Raw genomic sequence first — 18337 nt, 5'->3', positions numbered from 1 at the left:
GAAAGAAGGAATCCCAATGCGCATCTCAGTGCCCACAGAGGTCAAGAACAACGAGTTCCGCGTCGCCATCACCGCTGCCGGCGTCCACGAGCTCGTCTCCCGCGGTCACCAGGTCACCGTCCAGGCCGGAGCCGGCGAAGGATCATTCATCACCGACGATGAGTACATCGCTGCCGGCGCGAAGATCGCCCCCGACGCCGCCGCCACCTGGGCCGCCGGTGACATGGTCCTCAAGGTCAAGGAGCCCATCGCCTCCGAGTACGGCTTCCTCCGCCAGGATCTCATCCTCTTCACCTACCTCCACCTCGCCGCCGACGAAGCGCTGACGAAGGCGCTCATGGAGGCCGGCACCACGGCGATCGCCTACGAGACCGTTCAGCCCGACGGCGGCGGCCTGCCGCTGCTCGCGCCGATGAGCGAGATCGCCGGACGCCTCTCGACGCAGGTCGGCGCCCACAGCCTGCTCAAGGCCGAAGGCGGCCGCGGTGTGCTCCTCTCCGGTGTCCCCGGCACCGACAAGGCCAACGTCGTCGTCATCGGCGCCGGTGTCGCCGGCACGAACGCCGCGCGCATGGCCCTCGGACTCGGAGCCAACGTCGAGGTCATCGACATCAACATCCCGCGTCTGCGCCAGATCGATGAGACCTTCGGCGGAGCGATCGCGACGAAGGTGTCGAACAAGTACGAGATCACGAAGTCGCTCTCGACCGCCGACCTCGTCATCGGCTCGGTCCTCATCCCCGGCAAGAAGGCTCCCAAGCTCGTCACCGACGAGATGGTCGCCGGCATGAAGCCCGGTTCGGTGCTCGTCGACATCGCCATCGACCAGGGCGGCTGCTTCGAGGGCTCGCACCCGACGACGCACGACGATCCGACCTACGTCGTCCACCAGTCGATCTTCTACTGCGTGGCGAACATGCCCGGCGCCGTGCCGAACACCGCGACGGCGGCCCTGACGAACGCGACCCTGCCCTTCGCCGTCAAGCTCGCCGACCAGGGCTGGCACGCGGCGCTGTCGAACGACGCCGGCCTCGCCCGGGGACTCAACGTCCACAACGGTCATGTCACCAACGACAACGTCGCCGAGGCGTTCGGCCTCGAGGCCGTCTCCGTCGAGCACGCACTCGCCAACTGAGCGTTCGCCGACTGAGCGTTCGTCGCAGGCTGCTCGCCGCAGCGTCGGGCCTTGCGCAGGCCTGACGCTGCACCCGGTCCGGCGGCAGTCGTCGCAACAGGCACCCGCAACTCCACATCCTCCCCGTGCACGCGGTGGAGGTGGAGCTGCGGGTGCCTGTCGCTGTGCTCAGGGGTGAGTGTCGAGCGCAGAGGTGTGTGTCGAGCGCAGAGGTGTGTGTTCGACCCAGGGTTGCGGTTGCACACCGAGGGTGTCGGCGGCACCCCGCGGAGTCACAGCGCTCCCCGGAGTCTCAGCGCTCCCCGCGGAGTTCCGGGGGCGCGGTCAGCCGGGTTCGGGCATCGTCGTCGAGCGGAAGTGCTCTTCGCACAGCCGCCCGGCCGCCTCGGCGTCTCCGTTGGCGATCGCCTCGACGATCGCGGCATGGTCGTTGACGGCACGGTCGAAGAGCTCATGCGAGAACGGGTCGTGGCGGAAGCCGGCGTTGATCCGGGTGTCGATGTCGATGGCCATGCGCACGAGTTCGGGATTGTGACCGGCCCGGGCGATGGCGAAATGGAACCGCGCATCGGCGGTCCGGGCGGCGGCCGCCTCGGCGCGTTCGGAGTACACCGCCGCGAGCTCCCGGAGTTCGGCGAGCTCGTCATCAGTCCGCCGTGTCGCCGCGGTTGCGGCCAGACCGTTCTGGAACACGGCGCGAGCGTCGAGGAGGTTCTTGCGCTCGGCGTAGAACTCCTCGATGCGTTCGGCCATGGGGGCCAAGGTGGCCGGTTCGACGTTGGCGACGAAGGTGCCGCCGCCGCGACCTCGGCGCCGTTCGACGACCCCGAGGCGCTCGAGCCGTTCGAGCGCAGCCCGCACACTCGAACGCGACACCTGCAGGTCAGCGGCCAGGGCCCGCTCGCCGGGCAGCAGGGTGCCCTCGGGCAGGGCTCCCACGGCGATGCCGGAGAGGATGTGGTCGGCGATCTGCTGAGGTGCGCTCGTCAGGCTCACCACCTCGCTCAGTCCGGAGAACTCCCCACCGGACACATCCGATCGCTCGCTCATCACCCCTCCTGCGTCGATTCCGTCGTCATTGCTCACCATCGAGTCTATGCTTCTGCGCCTCCACCCGCGGTCACGGGTGCGGGTGTGCGGTGGAATATCGACACGCCGGGGCTCTAGAATCGTGACCATCATGACAGTCCAGCCTCGCCTCATCACGCCCGGAACGCTCTCTCCCGAACGTCGAGTCCCCGCCTCGATCACCCGCCCCGAATACGTCGGTCGCGCCGACGCCGATGAGGGCCGCGGCGGCAACCACTACACGCCGGAGGAGATCGAGCGCGTCCGCACCGCCGGGACGATCGCGGCGAACGCGCTGGCCGCGGTCGGCGAGATCATCGTCCCCGGAGTCACGACCGATGAGATCGACCGGGTGGCCCACGAGTACATGGCCGATCACGGCGCCTACCCGTCGACCCTGGGCTACCGCGGGTTCCCGAAGTCGGTGTGCACATCGGTCAACGAGGTCATCTGCCACGGGATCCCCGACTCCACCGCGCTCGTCGACGGCGACATCGTCAACGTCGACATCACCGCGTTCATCGGCGGCATGCACGGAGACACGAACTACACGTTCGCCGTCGGCGACATCGACGAAGAGTCCCGTCTGCTCATCGAGCGCACGTGGGAGGCGACGATGCGCGGCATCAAGGCCGTTCGGCCAGGTCGGGAGATCAACATCATCGGCCGCGTCATCGAGAAGTACGCGCAGCGCTTCGGGTACGGCGTCGTCCGCGACTACAGCGGCCACGGGGTCGGACGGGAGTTCCATTCCGGGCTCATCGTCCCCCATTACGACGCCGCCCCCGCCCACGCCGAGGTGATGGAGCCGGGCATGATCTTCACGATCGAGCCGATGCTCAACCTCGGCACCGAGGCCTGGGACGTCTGGGACGACTCCTGGACGGTCGTGACGAAGGACCGGAAGCGCTCCGCCCAGTTCGAGCACACCATCGTCGTCACCGACACCGGTGCCGATATCCTCACCCTCCCCGATCCGAACACGGCGATCGCCGGAGGCCCGAGCCCCAAGGACACGAATGACTGACGACTCCCCCGCCCGGTTCGCGATCGGCATCGACATCGGCGGCACGGGCATCAAAGCCGCGCTCGTCGACACGGCGACCGGTCAGCTCGCGTTCAAGCGCGTCCGGGTGCTCACGCCGAAGCCGAGCACGCCGGTGGCGGTCGCCGATGCCATCGCCGAGGTGGTCGAACTCCTCGTCGAGCGCGCCCTCGAGCTCGAGGTCGTCGACGACCGGTCGTCCCTCGATGCGCTTCCGCTCGGCTGCGGGTTCCCCGGTGTCGTCCGTGACGACGAGGTCCACTACGCGGCGAACCTCGATCAGAGCTGGATCGGCTCGAACATCCAGTCGATCCTCCGTGAGCACGTCGGCCGGAGGTTCTTCATCATGAACGACGCCGATGCCGCCGGACTCGCGGAGATGGTCTTCGGCGCCGGCCGGAAGTACCGGAAGAAGACGGTGCTGCTGACGACGCTCGGCACCGGCATCGGCACCGCGCTGTTCACGCAGGGTCGGCTGGTCCCCTACACCGAGCTCGGACACATCGAGATGAACGGCCGCGACGCCGAGACGCAGGCGGCCGAATCGGTCAAGGTCCGCGAGGAGCTCGAGTACGACGAGTGGGCTGCTCGCCTCCAGCAGTACTACTCCCAGGTCGAGCTACTCGTCGCCCCGGACCTCATCATCGTCGGCGGCGGCATCTCGAAGCAGCACGATGAGTTCCTCCCGCTCATCAAGACCCGCGCGCTCATGTGCCCGGCGAAGATGTTCAACAACGCCGGCATCGTCGGGGCCGCGATCCTCGCGGTCAATGACGGCAAGGCGCGGGTGAAGAAGGGCGAGAGCTGAGCGCGGAGCGGTCGTGAGACGACTGGGTGACTGAGGAGGACAGGCCACCGATACGCCGGGTTCTGTCATCGAGTCGGTTGCCCTTCTCGACTGACGGCCATCTATCTGGGACCACTGTTGCCAGCAGCCTCAAGCAATCCACCCGACGGCTCGGCGAGCAGCCTCGAACGCCGTCTGTCTGATCTTGCTCCGGATGGGGTTTACCCAGCAGCGCCGGTCACCCGGCACTCTGGTGGTCTCTTACACCACCGTTTCACCCTTACCCCGCGACACGATGTGCATCGCCTCGCGTGGCGGTCTGCTTTCTGTTGCACTTGCCCGCGGGTTGCCCCGGGTGGGCGTTACCCACCATCCCTGCTCTGCGGAGCCCGGACGTTCCTCAGCCCGAAGGCCGCGGCCGTCTGGTGACCTGTCCTCACCGACCAGTCTACGCGGATCGGCCGCAGGTGGCGGCGACAGCTCGCTCGCAGGTGACCAAGGCAACACGGACCGGGGGTGGGCGTGTCAGCCTTGCCGCCTACGATGGTGGGGTGAAGATCCTCCTCCCTCCCTCCGAAGGCAAGACCCCACCAGCGACCGGGGCACCGCTCGACCTGGCCGCCCTGTCGTCCCCGGATCTCACCGCCAAGCGCAAACAGGTGCTCGGTGCGCTGAAGAAGGTCTCGAAGCGCAAGGACGCGCTCACCGCCCTCGGCGTCGGGAAGTCACTGGCCGAGGAGGTCGCCCGCAACGTCACCATCGACGAACAGCCGTGCGCTCCCGCGCTGCTCACCTACACCGGGGTCCTCTTCGAGGCGATGGGCGCGGCCGATCTCGTCGCCCTCGCCGAATCCGATGCGGCGTTCGCTGACCGCCTCCGCGACGTCCATGTCTTCTCCGCGGTGTTCGGGCAGGTCGGCGGCCTCGACCCGATCCCCGCGTACCGTTTGGCGATGAAGAGCGACCTCGGCCAGCTCGGCCGTCTCTCCTCGTGGTGGAAGCCGATCCTCGCGAAGTCCTTCACGGTCGGTGACGCCGAGGTGATCCTCGACTGCCGCTCGAGCGACTACCGCTCGGCGTGGCCGGGTCCCCACGGGCAGGTCGTCACGCTCGGGGCGGTCAAGATGGCCGGGGACAAGCGCAGCGTCGTCTCCCACTGGGCGAAGTTCTACCGGGGCGAGTTCGTCGGCCGGCTGCTTCGTGACGACCGCGCCCTGCCGGAGAGCATCGACGCACTCGTCACCCGCGCCGCAGAGCACTATGAGGTGGAATTCGCCGAGGCGACCGCCACCCGACCGGCGGGACTGACGATCGTTCTGCGCGACTGAACCCTCGGCTTCACGCGCGGCGAAGCAGGACCGCTTCGCACTCCTCGCAGGTGTGGACCTCGTTCGGATCCTCGCTCAGCCACTGATGCCATGTGGCGCCGCTGATCTCCTGACCGCAGGCCTGGCAGTGGGGGCCGGCGATGATCGCCGCGCCCGGCCCGCCCTCGGCGACATTGCCCTCGAACCGGCGCACGAGCTCCGGCGGCAGGTCGGCCTTGAGCTGGGACTCCTGGCTGCCGAGTTCGTCCATGTCCTCGGCCAGCGCCGCCTTGCGCTCCTTGATCGCCGTCTGGGTCGTGCGTCCCTGCTCCGTGACCTCGGCGATGCGGGTGTCGATGCCCGCCATCTCCGCCTGCGCGGATTCGAGTCGCTCCATCGTCGCGAGCTCCGTGTCCTCGAACTCGGCGACCTTCGCCTCGTGCGCGGCGATCTCCTCCTGGAGGTGGACGAGGTCGCGGCTCGTCAGCCCCGTGCCGTCATTGAGTTCGGTCGTCTTCTTCGCAATCTGCGCCGCCTGCTTGTCGATCGCGGCAGTGAGCTCGGCGGTCTCGCTCTCGAACCCGGCGATCACCTCGGCGGCGGCCGCCTTCTCCGCACTCAGCGCCTTGTGCCGCTCGATGAGCTCCTGCAGCTTCGGTCCCTCGATGGGATTCTCGTGTTCGTGGCGCAGGGCCCGTGACTTCGCCGTGAGCTCGATGAGCTCCTCGAGACGGGTGCGCTGATCGGCGGTGAGCTGCATGGTCAGGTCCTAGGGCAGTGAGGGCAGAGGTCAGTAGCGTTCGACCCAGGGGTCGGTGTTGACGGCGGAGGCCTGAAGGGCGACGGAGAGCCCACGGGCGGCGAATTCGGCCTCGAGCGCCTCGGCGGCGGCCGCCAGCCAGACCGCTTCCGAAGCCCAATGCGAGACGTCGATGAGCTGAGGGCGGGCGTCGCCGCGATTGCCGGTGTCGAGCGCCTCGGTCGCCGGATGATGGCGGAGATCGGCGGTGACGTAGACGTCGGCACCGCTGGCGCGCACGGCCTCGAAGAGGGAATCCCCCGCTCCCCCGCACACGGCGACCCGGGTCACCTCGGCGGCAGGGTCACCGGCGATGCGCACACCGGTCGTCGTCCGCGGCAGTCGACCGGCCAGGGTCCGGGCGATGTCGCGGACCGTCGTCGGCTTCCCGAGGTCGCCCACCCGGCCGATGCCGCGTGCCGGATCCGCGGGATCGGGGACGAGCGGTGAGGAGTCGGCGACGCCGATGAGGTCGATGAGGACATCCGAGACTCCTCCGACGGCGGAGTCGGCGTTCGTGTGGGCGTTGAACTGGGCGATGCCGTTCGTGATGAGCGTGTGGACGGCCCCGCCCTTGAGGGTTCCCGCGCTCACCGAGGAGACCGGGCGCAGCATGAGCGGATGATGGGTGAAGAGCAGGTCCGCGCCGAGGACGACCGCCTCGGCGATGACGGCATCGGTGGGATCGAGGGCGAGGAGGATCGAGCGCACCTCGGCGTCCGGATCTCCGACCGCGAGACCGACGGTGTCCCAGTCCTCGGCCAGGGACGGCGGCCACAGGGAGTCGAAGAGGTCCACACATTCGCTGACCGTCGGATATCTCATACGCCCACACTAATGCATCGTCACCGGCACTCCGCCTGGGCGATGGAGCGCACGCCCTGGCTCCGGTCGCGGCGAGCCGCCTGCCACCGACCCGACGAGGCTGCCCGGCCGAGGCGCCGGATGCGCGAACCTGTTCACGTGCCGCGGCATCGCCGCTAGATTGGCCCCATGACCTCTTCCACGTCGACGATGACGTCGTCCCTCCAGCCCGTCTCCTCCACCGTCGCCGATCTCATCCGGCGCAGCGCCGACCGCTTCGGCTCTCGGACCGCCGTCGAGTTCGGCGACCGCACTTGGTCCTATGCCGAGCTCGATGCCGCGGTCACCGCGCTCGCCCGCGAACTCCGCCGCGTGGGCGCAGGCCCAGGCGACCGGATCGCCGCCTACGGCCGGAACTCGGACCTCTACGCACTCCTCTATCTCGCGTGCGCCCGTGCCGGGTTCGTCCACGTTCCCGTGAACTTCCAGCTCACCGGGGACGAACTCGACTACATCCTCGCCAACTCCGGGGCCCGGATCGTCGTCGCCGACTCCGACCTCGCCGAGGCGGTCGTCGCCACCGCGCATGGCGGCAGTGCCCGTCTCGTCGAGTTCGACGAACTCTTCGGTCCCGCCTCGGCGCCGGACATCGCCCCGGCCGGGGAGGGCGAATTCGACGTCGCCGACACCGATGTCGCGCAGCTGCTCTACACCTCGGGGACCACCTCGGCGCCGAAGGGCGCGGTGATGACGCACCGCGCGCTCGTCCACGAGTACCTCTCGTGCCTGACGAGCCTCGACTTCGCCGGCACCGATCGGGTCGTCCATGCGCTGCCGCTCTACCATTCGGCGCAGATGCACGTCTTTCTCCTCCCGCTGCTGGCCGTCGGCGCCCACAACGTCATCGTCGCAGCCCCCGTCCCCGACGACCTGCTCGCCCTCTTCGAGGAGCGGCGGATCAACTCGTTCTTCGCCGCCCCGACCGTCTGGGTGGCGCTCGCGAACAGTCCCGACCTGGCGACGAGGAACCTCGACAGCCTCGAGAAGGCCTATTACGGGGCGTCGATCATGCCCGGCCCGGTGCTCGAGAAGCTGCGCACCCGACTGCCCGGGCTCGGGTTCTACAACTGCTTCGGACAGTCCGAGATGGGTCCGCTGTGCACGGTGCTCCGCCCCGAGGAGCACGACGCCCACCCCGGTTCGGCCGGACGCGCCGTCCTCTTCGTCGAGACCCGGGTCGTCGACGCCGCCGGCGAGGAGGTCGGCCCCGGTGAGCTCGGGGAGATCCTCTACCGCTCCCCGCAGCTGTGCGAGGGCTACTGGGACAGGCCCGAGGCGACCGAAGCCGCCTTCGACGGCCAGTGGTTCCATTCCGGTGACCTCGTGCGGATGGATGCCGACGGTTACGTCGAGGTCGTCGATCGCGTCAAGGACGTCATCAACACCGGCGGGGTGCTCGTGGCCAGTCGTCAGGTTGAGGACGCGATCTTCGCGATGCCCGGAGTCGCCGAGGTTGCCGTCGTCGGCATCGCCGACGAGAAGTGGATCGAGGCCATCAGCGCCTTCGTCGTCCTCCGCGACGACGCCGGTGAGATCGCCGAGGCGGATGTCATCGCCCATGTCAGAGACCGTCTCGCCGGCTTCAAGGTGCCCAAACGGGTGACGTTCGTCGCCGGGCTGCCGAAGAACTCCGCCGGCAAGATCCTCAAGCGGTCGCTGCGGGACGAATGAGCCGTCGTGCACGGCCGCCTCGGCGCGCATACACTGCACTGGGGCCCGATGAGGGCCCGACGTCGACGGAAGGGTACGCGAGATGGACACGACCGCCAGGTGGCAGTGGAGCCTCCACGGTGACGGCAGGACGATCCGTCCCGGGGAGATCGTGCTACCCGAGGAGCGGCTGAATTGGCCGCGGACCATCGGGATCGGCGCCCAGCACGTCGTCGCGATGTTCGGGGCGACGTTCCTCGTTCCTCTGCTCACCGGCTTCCCGCCGTCGACGACGCTCTTCTTCACCGCGATCGGCACGCTTCTCTTCCTCCTCATCACGAAGGGGATGATGCCGTCCTACCTCGGCTCGTCCTTCGGCCTGCTCGCCCCCATCGGCGCGGTCACCGGGTTCGCGGCGACTTCCGGGGAGCGGCTCGACTCGCAGGCGATGGCGCTCGCCCAGGGTGGGATCATCTCCGTCGGGGTGACCCTCGCGCTTGTCGGCATCGTCGTCCACTTCGCCGGGGTGCGGTGGATCGAGGTGACGATGCCGCCGGTCGTCACCGGTTCGATCGTCGCCCTCATCGGCCTCAACCTCGCCCCTGCCGCCTGGGGATGGGTGCAGCAAGCACCGCTGACCGCGGTCATCACGATCGCCGTCATCGTCGTGACCTCCGTGCTCTTCAAGGGCATGCTCGGGCGGCTGTCGATCCTCATCGGGGTGCTCGTCGGCTACGGTGCGGCACTCGTCCAGGGGGAAGTGAACTTCTCCACCGTCTCTTCCGCCGCCTGGTTCGGCCTGCCGACCTTCCACGCTCCCGCCTTCGACCTCGGATACCTCGGACTCTTCCTGCCCGTCGTCCTCGTCCTCGTCGCCGAGAACATCGGGCATGTGAAGTCCGTGGCCGCGATGACCGGCCGCGACCTCGACGGGCTGACCGGTCGGGCCCTCTTCGCCGACGGCCTCGCCACGACGCTCGCCGGAGCCGGCGGCGGATCGGGCACGACGACGTACGCGGAGAACATCGGCGTGATGGCCGCGACGAAGATCTACTCGACCGCCGCGTACCTCTGTGCCGCGGTCATCGCCCTCATCCTCAGTCTGCTGCCGAAGTTCGGGGAGATCATCGCGACGATCCCACCCGGTGTGCTCGGCGGGGCGGCGACCGTGCTCTACGGGATGATCGGCCTCCTCGGCGTCCGCATCTGGGTGGAGAACCGGGTCGACTTCGCCAATCCGATCAACCTCAACACCGCAGCGGTGTCCCTCATCGTCGCGATCGCGAACTTCACGTGGACCCCGGCCGGACTCGAGTTCGCCGGGATCGCCCTGGGCACCGCCTCGGCGATCGTCATCTACCAGCTCATGACGGTCATCGCCCGGTGGCGCGGCACCGCGCCGGTCCCCGCCGAGGCGGGGACCGGCGCGATGGCAGACCAGTCGGAGCCGAAGGGCACTCAGTAGGTGACGACGGCGCGGAAGCGGACGTCACCGGCGGTGACCTTGGCGACCGCCTCGGTGATGTCCTCCTTGTCGAAGACCTCGATCATCGGCTTGACCTTCCCCGATGCAGCGATCTCGAGTGCTTCGGTGAGGTAGTTGAGCCCGTTGTGCGTGGCGCCGATGACCTTCTGTCGCTGCGCGAAGAACGGCTGCGGTTCGGTCGGGATCGTGAAGTCGTCGAACGGGTCGAGACCGACGAGGACAGCACGACCGTCGTGCCGCAGGCCCTTGAACGCGTCCCTGCCCGACTCGTAGGAGTTCGAGCTCAGAAGCAGGACATCGGCTCCACCCGCCGCCTGGAGCCCCGCGCCGTCGGCGACGACGAGATCGGCACCGAGATCGCGGGCAAGGTCATGCTTGTCCGGCGAATGGGTCACCGCGATCGTCCTGAAACCGGCTGCCTTCGCGAACTGGACGGCAAGGTGACCCAGACCGCCGATCCCGACGACGGCGATCGTCTCGCCCGGCTGAGGATCAGCCGCCCGCAGTCCGCTCCACACGGTGTACCCGGCGCAGAAGATCGGTGCGGCCTCCTCATAGGACAGTCCGTCGGGGATGAGCACGGTGCCGGTGGCGGTGGCCGCGATGTACTCGGCGTGTCCGCCCTGGGTGGTGAACCCGGTGAGCCGGGCATTCGGGCAGTTGACTGCGGCTTGGCCGGACAGGGGAAGGTTCTCGCGGCAGTAGTCGCACCGGCCGCAGGTCGACTGCACCCAGGTGGTGCCGACCCGGTCGCCGACCTTGCGGCCGGTCACGCCGTCGCCGACTGCGACGATCTCGCCGACGACTTCATGTCCCGGGGTGTTGGGGAACAGATCGCCAGCGGCACCGCGCGTCGTCCAGATGTCGGTGAAGCAGATGCCGGTGGCATGAACCTTGATGAGGACCTGACCGGGTTCGGCGGTCGGGGTGGGAATCTCCCGCAGCTCCCAGGTGCCGTTGAGTTCGGGAATGACTGCTGCCTTCATGATGGTGACCTTTCAACAGGGTGGTGCTCAGGGGGCGGATCCGGTCGGTGTTCGCCACCGGATCCGTGATGACACCATCGACATTAGAGGTCACAGGACGCCGTGTGACCGGCAGAGCACGCCGAGGTGCTTGCGGATCGCGCCACCGTCGCCTGGCGTCCATTGCGGGTCGACTGGCGCACTGTGCCGGTGGTCAACGCGGCGATCTCGGCTACGCTTCGACCATGGCCGGAACCCGCTTCGATCTCGATCCGAGCATCGCCGTGCTCCTGCGCGATCTCGACATCTCCCCCGCACTCGTCCTCCGTCGGGCAGGACTGCCCGCGGATCTGCTCTCGCGTGGAGCGTCCGAGCTCGACCCCGCGGACTACTACCGCTTCTGGGAGGCGATCGCCCGGGAGGCCGAGCGTCACGGCACCGCGACGGAGGCGGCCGTCGCGATCGGCGAGGCGATCTCCGTCGAGCACTTCTCCCCACCGCTGTTCGCTGCGCTCTCGAGTCAGGATCTGCGCACGGCAGCCGAGCGCCTGGCTGTCTACAAACCGCTCATCGGTCCGGTCGCCCTCGTCGTCGACAGTGCATCCGACCTCACCATCGCCTATCGGTGGCCGACCGCGCCGGAGCCGCCGGTCCTGCTCGCCATGGCCGAAATCCTCTTCTGGGTTGCACTCGCCCGCCTCGCGACGCGGGAACCGGTGCGTCCGGTGCGGGTGACGATGCCGCAGATCCCCACGGATCCCGGCGTGCTCGAAGACCACCTCGGGGCGCGGGTGCGGACCGGGGACGCATGGTCGGTCACCTTCTCACAGGCTGATGCCACCCGGCCGTTCCTCACGGAGAATGAGGGGGATGTGGCAGGTCTTCGCGCCCGAGCTGCGCCGCCGGCTCGCCGATCTCGACGCGCACGCAAGCACCCGCGACCGCGTGCATTCAGCCTTGGTCGAGTCGCTGCCGGCGGGAGATCCGTCGATCGGCGCCGTCACCCGGCGGTTGGCGACGAGTCCACGCACTCTGCAACGGCAGCTCAAAGCCGAGGGGACGTCGTTCCAGGCTGTGCTCGCCGAGACCCGAGAGAACCTCGCACGCCACTATCTCGTGCGCAATGATCTGCGCACCGCCGAGATCGCCTTCCTCCTCGGCTACACCGACACGAATTCGTTCTATCGTGCGTTCAAAACCTGGACCGGGATGACACCGGAGGGTGCGCGAGCGGGCCTCATCGGCGCCCCGGCGGGGCAGCCCTAGTCAGCGGGCGGCGTTGAAGACCGTCTGGATCTCCGCGATCTTCCCGCCCTCGAAGCGCAGCCATGTCGCGGCCGGGATCGCCGGAGAGCCGGAGGTGGCGAGTTCGGACCAGATGAGGGCATTGTCGTCATCGGAGAGCTGGACCTTGACGTCGTCGGAGGTCGTCATCGAGCCCATCTCCGCAAGACCCCGAACCACCTCCTCGGCGCCGGAGGCATGAGCGACGGGCCCGGTGAACGTGACATCGGGAGTGACGAGCGAGCCGAGGGTGTCGGCGTCGCCGCTGACGAGAGCGGTGTGGAACTGCTGGGCGAGATCTGCGGTGGCCATGGTGGTTCCTCTTCCTGAAGCGGTGGTGCTCGGAATGGTGCGGATGTCCCACCGATCATGGCAACATTTCGCGGCCCTGGCAACGGGGCAAGCTCACTTCCCAGCTTCGGAGACCACCGCGGTCGCCCGGGGCAGACCGCTCGCCGGCCCGCTCATCCGGCAGTGCGCCGGCGGAAGAGCGGGCCGGACGACAGCGGATCAGACCTCCTGATCGACGTTCTCGCGGTTGCTCTCGGCGAGATCGGCCTCAGCGGAGACACCGCGGAGCATGATGCCGGCGAAGATCGCCACTGCCACGAGGATCGCCGAGGCGATGCCGCCGGTCAGCGACAGCGCCGTCGTGAAAGACTCCATGGCTGCCGATGCCAGGGCCGCACCGATGTCACCGGAGATCTGCTCCGCGTAGAGAAGCGCCGCCGCAAGGGTCTCCTTGGCGGCCTCGAGCACCTCGCCGGGCAGTCCCGCCGGCACCGAGTCCTCGAGGTTCGTGCGGTAGAAGCCGAGCAGCACGGATCCGAGGACCGCGATGCCGAACGAGGTGCCGACCTCGTAGCCGGTGTTGCTGATCGCCGCCGCCTGACCGGACTCCTCGGGACGGACCGAGCTCATGATGATGTCGTTGGTCAGCGTCAGCCCCACACCCGCGCCGAGACCGACCAGGCAGAGGGCCACGGCGATGACCCACGGGTGGGTCTCGGGAGTGAGCGTGAGCAGGATCGCGAACCCGCCCGCGGTGACGAGCATGCCCGCAGTGACGATGATCGATGTCGGAATGCGCTTGACGAGCGCCGCAGCGACGAAGCCGGCACCGGCCGAGACGAGCGCCTGCGGCAGCATCCACAGGGCGGATTCGATGATCGAGAGTCCCGCGACGAGCTGGAGGAACTGCGTGAGCGCGAACATGGCCCCGACCAGGGCGAACACCGACAGGAAGTTCGTCACCACGGCACCGGTGAACGCTCGTCCGGTGAAGAGGCGGACGTTGATCATCGGCAGCGGCATCCGCAGCTGCCTGATGACGAAGAGGACGAGGAGAACGAGACCGCCGATGAAGGTGACGACGGCGATGCTGGGCTCATCGCCCTCGGCGAAGGTCTTGACTCCGTAGATGACGGCGATCATCCCGGCCAGGGAGAGGACGATGCTGAGGAGGTCGACGCGACCGGGGTTGGGGTTCCTGCTCTCCGGGACGAGCAAGGGCGCGAGGACGAGCAGGAGAATCATGACCGGGATGTTCATGAGGAACGCGGCATGCCAGCTGAACGCCTCGATGAGGGCTCCGCCGACGATGGGTCCGGCAGCGGCCCCGAGTGCCCCGGCCGCCGCCCACACGGCCATCGCAGTGCGGCGTTCGCTGCGGTCGAGGAACATGTTGCGGATGAGTGAGAGGGTGCCGGGCATGATCGCGGCACCGGACATGCCGAGGAGGGCCCGGGCGGCGATGAGCATCCAGGCCTCTGTCGACAGGGCGCCGATCACCGAGGCGATCGCGAAGCCGACCGCACCGATGAGAAGCACCTTCCGCCTTCCGAAACGATCACCGAGTGAGGCCATGGTGACGAGCAGGCCCGCGAGCATGAGCGAGTAGATGTCGAGGATCCACAGCTGCTGCGCACCGGAGGGCTCGAGTTCCGCGGTGATCTCGCCGAGGGCGAAGATCAGCACCATGCTGTCGATGGCGATGAGCAGCATCGGCAGCACGAGCACGGCCAGACCGACCCAGGTGCGGGCTGTGGCCCGAGGGGGTGTGGTGTCCATGAGGTTCCATCTCCTTTCGAGTTACTTCACCAATGAGTGTACTACACCGAAAGGTATACTTATGACATCGAGAGGAGAACCCATGGCACGACCGAGCGCACGACGCAAACTCATCGAGGCGGCACTGACCGTGGTGGAGGAGCGAGGGATCACTGCCCTCACGCTTGACTCCGTCGCCGAGGAGGCGGGGGTGACCAAACGCGGCCTGCTCTACCACTTCGCGAGCAAGCACGACTTGCTCGCGGGCATCCATGAGCATCTGGCCGCCCGCATCGAGGAGGACCTCCTCGCCGCCACCGGAAAGGCACCCGAGGAGGCAAGTCTCGTCGAACGCACCCGCGGCTACGTGCGGGCAGCGCTGAAGACGCCGAGCACCGTGGAGCTGCGTCTCATCATGGAGGCGGCGAACGAGCCGGAGTGGATCGCGCCCTGGGAGGAGGTCTATCGGCGCTGGTTCCCCGATGACGGCGTCCCCGTCGATGAGCTCGATGACGTGTCGCTGCGGTGCCTGGTCGCCCGCATGGCCGCAGACGGCTCGTGGGGGTATGAGAGCATTCTCACCGCGCCGATGAGCGCGTCAGCGCGCGAACGGCTCATCGGCCGGATCCTCGCCGACCTCGGCGAGGACTGATCCGCCGGGGTGAGGACAGACCTCGCTCAGTGCTCGTGGGAGCTGAGGTCGGCAGGCGGCAGGTACTTGATGAGCCGATCCTGATCGACGTCGAGGATCGTGCGGTCCCAGTGCGCGAGGTCCGCGGCCCGGTCGTAGACCTCGTCGAGGAACGTCAGCAGCGTGCCTTCGGGATCGGCGGAGGTGCGGACGGTGGCGTAGGGCAGGAGGTACTCCCCCAGGCTCGCGTCGTATCCGCCGGCGGTGAGCTTCCCGTCGTAGTAGCCTTTCGGCGCCGGATACGCATAGGCGTAGAAGGAGCCTTCGTCGCTGCCGCCGGCCCAGAACCCGACGGCGACATTCTCCCGGTCCTCAGCCTCGGCCATCACCCAGGGCGGACAGTTCGGGGGTGAGGCCGTGCTCGGCGGGGCGACCCGTCCCGAGTACCGTGTCACGGAGAGGTCCATCGACCCCCAGAACAGCTGGACGGGGCTCGCTTTGCCTGCGAATCCGGCGCGCCAGTAGGCGAAGACGTCATCGATGTGCTGCAGCTGTCTCCACCACAGCCGCACGGCGTCGGCATCGTATTCCCGTGGCCGTGTGTCTTCGGCGAACGGGGTGGCCTGGGGCAGTTCGTTCGGCCATGCCCACACCGTGCACGGGGCGCCGAGCCTGGTCAGGGCTTCCATCACGGCGGCGTAGAAGTCGGCCACAGATTGGGGCTTCAGGGGCACGGTCTCGATGTCGCCGGTGCTCGCTCGCAGCACGAGATGGTCGGCGATGAAGTCGAATTCCGCATCGAAGGTCCGGCCCTGCTGGCGCATGAGGATCTGCGTGCGCAGTCCGCGAGCGCTGACGTCATAAGTGACGTTCCACCAGTGGTTGATGAGCGTCGTGGAGACCAGTTCGATCTTGCCGACGATCTGCAGCCACTGGTGGAGGCTCTCGCGCGTTCCCGTCCAATCATCGACGCGCAGCTGCGGCCACGATGACCCTGTCTTGTCCGTTGCCATCGCCCACCCGGCCTTCTCGTGGTCGCAGGCACGCCTGCGACCGATGGAGTTTCGCTCAACTTAGAAGGTGCACGCTCACCCGTCAAGGCCAGCGCCGGTGGATGTGCCGGATCGTGTCATCACCGGAGGTTCTCATCGCCGGCGACTGTGGTTAGCGCGCGGCCTCGGGAGGCGGTGATTCGCCGTCGTCTGGGGCACCACCGCGGCCGGGGATGAGGAGAGTGACGAGGTAGGCGACGCCGGCTCCGACGATGAGCGGCAGGGCCACCGGGGTGTCGACGAGGAGGACGAGGATGAGAAGGACGGCCAGCGGGCGGCGCCATCCGACGGCGGTCGTCGCCGCCATTCCCGTCGCCATGGCCGCTCCGACAGCGAGGCTCGGGATGAGGACGGCCGCGGCGGCGCCGATAGCCGAACCGATGAAGATCAGCGGGAAGAACTCCCCGCCCCGCCAGCCGCTGACGAGGCAGAGCGACAGCGCGACGATCTTCGCCGCCGCGACGAGAAGCAGCGCAGGCCAGGCCCCGGAGTCGGTGAGCACCTGGAGATCGTGCAACTCGTGGTGTCCGGAGAAGCGGACGAGGGGCACGGCGGCGGCGAGGACGGCGAAGAGGACCGTGCCGATGGCGATCGTCGCCCAGGTGCGGGAGACCCGCTGCGCTGCGACGTCGAGCACATGGTGGAGGGCACGGAAGGCCAAGCCGGCGGCGGCTGCAGCGCCGGCGACGGCGAGCAGCCACGGGCTGAAGTAGGCGACGTCGACCGGTGGCAGGGAGATGCGTGCACCGCTGCCCTCGGGCATCACCCTCATCACGGCGAGGAAGACGAAGAACCCGGCGAAGGCCGCACCGAACTGGAGGACCTTCTGCGGGCCGAGCTGGTCGCCGTCGATGGCGGCCGCGCCCGGTGGCGACCCGTAGAAACCGCCGAGGGCGCCGGCGCTGCCGGCCTGGCCGATCGTGCGGCGCATGGCGACGTCTTCGCCGATGAGGTGGGCGACGATCGTCGAGAGCTGCGCGACGACGGCGACGATGCCGGCTTCGGGTCCGATGCCACCGCCGAAGGCGACCGCGACGATCGCGGCGAAAGCCGTGGTGAGCACGGCGCGCCGCGGCAGTCCGGCGGGATCATCGGACTGCTTGAGCAGCGTCTGGAGATCCTCGGTCGGGGCGGCCCGGTCGAGGAGGATGAGCAGCGCACCCCCGACGAGGATGGTCGCGAGGATCTGGATGGTCGTCGCATCTCCGAAGAGTTCACCGCCGGCTCCCCAGACGAGGTGCTGGAGGGCGGTCATGCCGCTGAAGGTCAGCGCCGCGACGAGTCCTGCGATGCCGCCGTAGACGATGGCCAGCAGCGTCAGGCGTGGGGTGACACCCCCGAAGCGCGCCCTCATGGGCGATCAGCTGCCGCGGTCGGACCGGCCTGCCTCCGGCTGACGATCCGTGAGAGTTCGCTGGCGAAGAGTCCGAGGAAGACGAGATCGAAGACGAAGACCGCGGAGACGAGGATGCGCGAGAGCTGACCGGTGGCGACGATGTCACCGTAGCCGGTCGTCGTCATCGTCGTCAGCGTGAAGTAGAGGGCGTCGACGCGTGTTTCGATGCCGTCGAACTCGTGGGGATTGTTCGTCGCGACAACGAAGAAGACCGCGGAGAAGGTGGCCGCGACGAGGACGAAGGACAGCACGAGGAGAGGCAGATTCGTGTCGGTGCGACGCAGGCGGAGCAGGGCGAAGGCAAGGACCGACAGCGCCGCTGCGGTTGCGAGCAGGCGTTCGATCGCACCCATTTCGGAACTGGCCAGGGGAACAGTGAAGTAGAGCGCGAGGACGGCCAGGGGACCGACGATGAGACTGACGCCGCGCAACCCTGGGGAGCTCATGAGCTGCTGCCAGGTGCGGCGTCGGCTGGGTGGGCCGTCTGGGGAGGGGTCGTTCACGCCTTGATTGTATGCGGGTGACACTGAATGGACCCCGATGATGCGCGGCGAGGCCGGGGTGCCGGAGGTGGAGAAACAGCGCCATGAAGTGCATTAGTACACGCTGCCCGCCGCCGGATAGCAAGCACACGTCGTCAACCGGGTAGATCGACTGGAAGCCACGGAGAAACAAATGAAGCGGGAGCTCCGACCAATCGGGCAATACGCGCCCGAGGAGCCGTTTGAGGCTTTGGCCGAACCAATGTGTAGAAGTCGAACGTCTAAGACGCCTCAATTACCGTAGTCGCCATTCACTTGGTCCCCGACAACGGATAGA

Annotated in this window: 18 protein-coding genes and 1 other RNA gene; 9 read left to right on the top strand and 10 right to left on the bottom strand. The window is 68.1% G+C overall.

From position 1 onward, the window contains the following. Positions 1-16 precede the first annotated feature (16 nt). A complete protein-coding gene (ald, locus tag FJ887_RS07195; protein ID WP_137825520.1) occupies positions 17-1135 on the top strand; it encodes an alanine dehydrogenase in 1119 nt (372 codons plus the stop codon). 324 nt (positions 1136-1459) lie between these two features. Here the strand turns inward: ald and FJ887_RS07190 are convergent, their stop codons facing one another. Continuing rightward, positions 1460-2185, bottom strand: a complete 726-nt coding sequence (locus tag FJ887_RS07190; RefSeq protein WP_140955039.1) for a FadR/GntR family transcriptional regulator — start codon at positions 2183-2185, stop codon at positions 1460-1462. A gap of 130 nt (positions 2186-2315) precedes the next feature. Here FJ887_RS07190 and map point away from each other — a divergent pair, with 130 nt between their 5' ends. Together map and ppgK are read left to right on the top strand one after the other, a co-directional pair. After that, positions 2316-3230 carry a type I methionyl aminopeptidase gene (map, locus tag FJ887_RS07185; protein ID WP_140955040.1) on the top strand — a complete coding sequence of 305 codons (915 nt, stop codon included), beginning with the start codon at positions 2316-2318 and terminating at the stop codon, positions 3228-3230. Continuing rightward, positions 3223-4056 (top strand): polyphosphate--glucose phosphotransferase, encoded by an 834-nt coding sequence (ppgK, locus tag FJ887_RS07180; protein ID WP_137825517.1) that lies wholly within the window; start codon positions 3223-3225, stop codon positions 4054-4056. The genes map and ppgK overlap by 8 nt, the downstream gene beginning before the upstream one ends. Positions 4057-4091: 35 nt before the next feature. On the opposite strand, the gene rnpB is transcribed toward ppgK, so the two are convergent. Then, positions 4092-4469: RNase P RNA component class A (gene rnpB / locus FJ887_RS07175), an RNA gene on the bottom strand. Between the two features lie 117 nt (positions 4470-4586). Here rnpB and FJ887_RS07170 point away from each other — a divergent pair. Then, complete coding sequence (locus tag FJ887_RS07170; protein ID WP_140955041.1) at positions 4587-5363, top strand: YaaA family protein; 777 nt, start codon at positions 4587-4589, stop codon at positions 5361-5363. A gap of 10 nt (positions 5364-5373) precedes the next feature. On the opposite strand, the gene FJ887_RS07165 is transcribed toward FJ887_RS07170, so the two are convergent. Further along, the gene (locus FJ887_RS07165; protein WP_140955042.1) at positions 5374-6102 is read right to left on the bottom strand and encodes a zinc ribbon domain-containing protein; all 729 of its coding nucleotides are present in this window, start codon (positions 6100-6102) and stop codon (positions 5374-5376) included. Positions 6103-6132: 30 nt separating this feature from the next. After that, positions 6133-6966 carry a Nif3-like dinuclear metal center hexameric protein gene (locus tag FJ887_RS07160; RefSeq protein WP_140955043.1) on the bottom strand — a complete coding sequence of 278 codons (834 nt, stop codon included), beginning with the start codon at positions 6964-6966 and terminating at the stop codon, positions 6133-6135. 168 nt (positions 6967-7134) lie between these two features. Between FJ887_RS07160 and FJ887_RS07155 the strand changes: the two genes are divergently transcribed. Both FJ887_RS07155 and FJ887_RS07150 read left to right on the top strand, forming a co-directional pair. Beyond that, a complete protein-coding gene (locus FJ887_RS07155) occupies positions 7135-8676 on the top strand; it encodes a fatty acyl-CoA synthetase (RefSeq protein ID WP_250786192.1) in 1542 nt (513 codons plus the stop codon). 82 nt (positions 8677-8758) lie between these two features. Further along, positions 8759-10120 carry a uracil-xanthine permease family protein gene (locus FJ887_RS07150; RefSeq protein ID WP_140955044.1) on the top strand — a complete coding sequence of 454 codons (1362 nt, stop codon included), beginning with the start codon at positions 8759-8761 and terminating at the stop codon, positions 10118-10120. Here the strand turns inward: FJ887_RS07150 and FJ887_RS07145 are convergent. Beyond that, positions 10114-11127 carry an alcohol dehydrogenase catalytic domain-containing protein gene (locus tag FJ887_RS07145; RefSeq protein ID WP_140955045.1) on the bottom strand — a complete coding sequence of 338 codons (1014 nt, stop codon included), beginning with the start codon at positions 11125-11127 and terminating at the stop codon, positions 10114-10116. The two genes, FJ887_RS07150 and FJ887_RS07145, sit on opposite strands and share 7 nt — an antisense overlap. A 224-nt stretch (positions 11128-11351) precedes the next feature. Here FJ887_RS07145 and FJ887_RS07140 point away from each other — a divergent pair, with 224 nt between their 5' ends. Further along, on the top strand, positions 11352-12233 hold the full coding sequence (locus FJ887_RS07140) for an AraC family transcriptional regulator ligand-binding domain-containing protein (RefSeq protein ID WP_219993823.1): 882 nt from the start codon (positions 11352-11354) through the stop codon (positions 12231-12233). After that, positions 12118-12372, top strand: coding sequence for a helix-turn-helix transcriptional regulator (locus tag FJ887_RS07135; protein WP_219993824.1), 255 nt, complete (start codon positions 12118-12120; stop codon positions 12370-12372). Before FJ887_RS07140 ends, FJ887_RS07135 begins: the two co-directional genes overlap by 116 nt. On the opposite strand, the gene FJ887_RS07130 is transcribed toward FJ887_RS07135, so the two are convergent. Further along, positions 12373-12702 carry a nuclear transport factor 2 family protein gene (locus FJ887_RS07130; protein WP_140955046.1) on the bottom strand — a complete coding sequence of 110 codons (330 nt, stop codon included), beginning with the start codon at positions 12700-12702 and terminating at the stop codon, positions 12373-12375. A 198-nt stretch (positions 12703-12900) separates the two neighbouring features. Next, the gene (locus FJ887_RS07125; RefSeq protein ID WP_140955047.1) at positions 12901-14460 is read right to left on the bottom strand and encodes an MFS transporter; all 1560 of its coding nucleotides are present in this window, start codon (positions 14458-14460) and stop codon (positions 12901-12903) included. 82 nt (positions 14461-14542) lie between these two features. Here FJ887_RS07125 and FJ887_RS18305 point away from each other — a divergent pair, with 82 nt between their 5' ends. Next, positions 14543-15091 (top strand): TetR/AcrR family transcriptional regulator, encoded by a 549-nt coding sequence (locus FJ887_RS18305; RefSeq protein WP_137825508.1) that lies wholly within the window; start codon positions 14543-14545, stop codon positions 15089-15091. 26 nt (positions 15092-15117) lie between these two features. Here the strand turns inward: FJ887_RS18305 and FJ887_RS07110 are convergent, their stop codons facing one another. From FJ887_RS07110 to FJ887_RS07100, 3 genes are all read right to left on the bottom strand, one after another. Further along, a complete protein-coding gene (locus FJ887_RS07110) occupies positions 15118-16083 on the bottom strand; it encodes a DUF5996 family protein (protein ID WP_140955048.1) in 966 nt (321 codons plus the stop codon). A gap of 151 nt (positions 16084-16234) precedes the next feature. Continuing rightward, positions 16235-17476: a chloride channel protein gene (locus FJ887_RS07105; RefSeq protein ID WP_140955049.1), complete on the bottom strand. Its 1242-nt coding sequence runs from the start codon at positions 17474-17476 to the stop codon at positions 16235-16237. Continuing rightward, positions 17473-18021, bottom strand: coding sequence for an ion channel (locus FJ887_RS07100; protein ID WP_140955050.1), 549 nt, complete (start codon positions 18019-18021; stop codon positions 17473-17475). The genes FJ887_RS07105 and FJ887_RS07100 overlap by 4 nt, the downstream gene beginning before the upstream one ends. Between the last annotated feature and the right edge of the window lie 316 nt (positions 18022-18337).

Source organism: Brevibacterium sp. XM4083 (assembly GCF_006489205.2).
Taxonomy (GTDB): Bacteria; Actinomycetota; Actinomycetes; order Actinomycetales; family Brevibacteriaceae; genus Brevibacterium.
Note: the sequence above shows the minus strand (reverse complement) of the source record. Positions and strands in the feature narration are given on the sequence as shown.

Excerpts from the sequence above, each read along its gene's own strand:
- ald (WP_137825520.1), top strand. The coding sequence starts at position 17 with ATGCGCATCTCAGTGCCCACAGAGGTCAAGAACAACGAGTTCCGCGTC.
- FJ887_RS07190 (WP_140955039.1), bottom strand. The coding sequence starts at position 2,185 with ATGAGCGAGCGATCGGATGTGTCCGGTGGGGAGTTCTCCGGACTGAGC.
- map (WP_140955040.1), top strand. The coding sequence starts at position 2,316 with ATGACAGTCCAGCCTCGCCTCATCACGCCCGGAACGCTCTCTCCCGAA.
- ppgK (WP_137825517.1), top strand. The coding sequence starts at position 3,223 with ATGACTGACGACTCCCCCGCCCGGTTCGCGATCGGCATCGACATCGGC.
- FJ887_RS07165 (WP_140955042.1), bottom strand. The coding sequence starts at position 6,102 with ATGCAGCTCACCGCCGATCAGCGCACCCGTCTCGAGGAGCTCATCGAG.
- FJ887_RS07160 (WP_140955043.1), bottom strand. The coding sequence starts at position 6,966 with ATGAGATATCCGACGGTCAGCGAATGTGTGGACCTCTTCGACTCCCTG.
- FJ887_RS07155 (WP_250786192.1), top strand. The coding sequence starts at position 7,135 with ATGACCTCTTCCACGTCGACGATGACGTCGTCCCTCCAGCCCGTCTCC.
- FJ887_RS07150 (WP_140955044.1), top strand. The coding sequence starts at position 8,759 with ATGGACACGACCGCCAGGTGGCAGTGGAGCCTCCACGGTGACGGCAGG.
- FJ887_RS07145 (WP_140955045.1), bottom strand. The coding sequence starts at position 11,127 with ATGAAGGCAGCAGTCATTCCCGAACTCAACGGCACCTGGGAGCTGCGG.
- FJ887_RS07140 (WP_219993823.1), top strand. The coding sequence starts at position 11,352 with ATGGCCGGAACCCGCTTCGATCTCGATCCGAGCATCGCCGTGCTCCTG.
- FJ887_RS07130 (WP_140955046.1), bottom strand. The coding sequence starts at position 12,702 with ATGGCCACCGCAGATCTCGCCCAGCAGTTCCACACCGCTCTCGTCAGC.
- FJ887_RS07125 (WP_140955047.1), bottom strand. The coding sequence starts at position 14,460 with ATGGACACCACACCCCCTCGGGCCACAGCCCGCACCTGGGTCGGTCTG.
- FJ887_RS18305 (WP_137825508.1), top strand. The coding sequence starts at position 14,543 with ATGGCACGACCGAGCGCACGACGCAAACTCATCGAGGCGGCACTGACC.
- FJ887_RS07110 (WP_140955048.1), bottom strand. The coding sequence starts at position 16,083 with ATGGCAACGGACAAGACAGGGTCATCGTGGCCGCAGCTGCGCGTCGAT.
- FJ887_RS07105 (WP_140955049.1), bottom strand. The coding sequence starts at position 17,476 with ATGAGGGCGCGCTTCGGGGGTGTCACCCCACGCCTGACGCTGCTGGCC.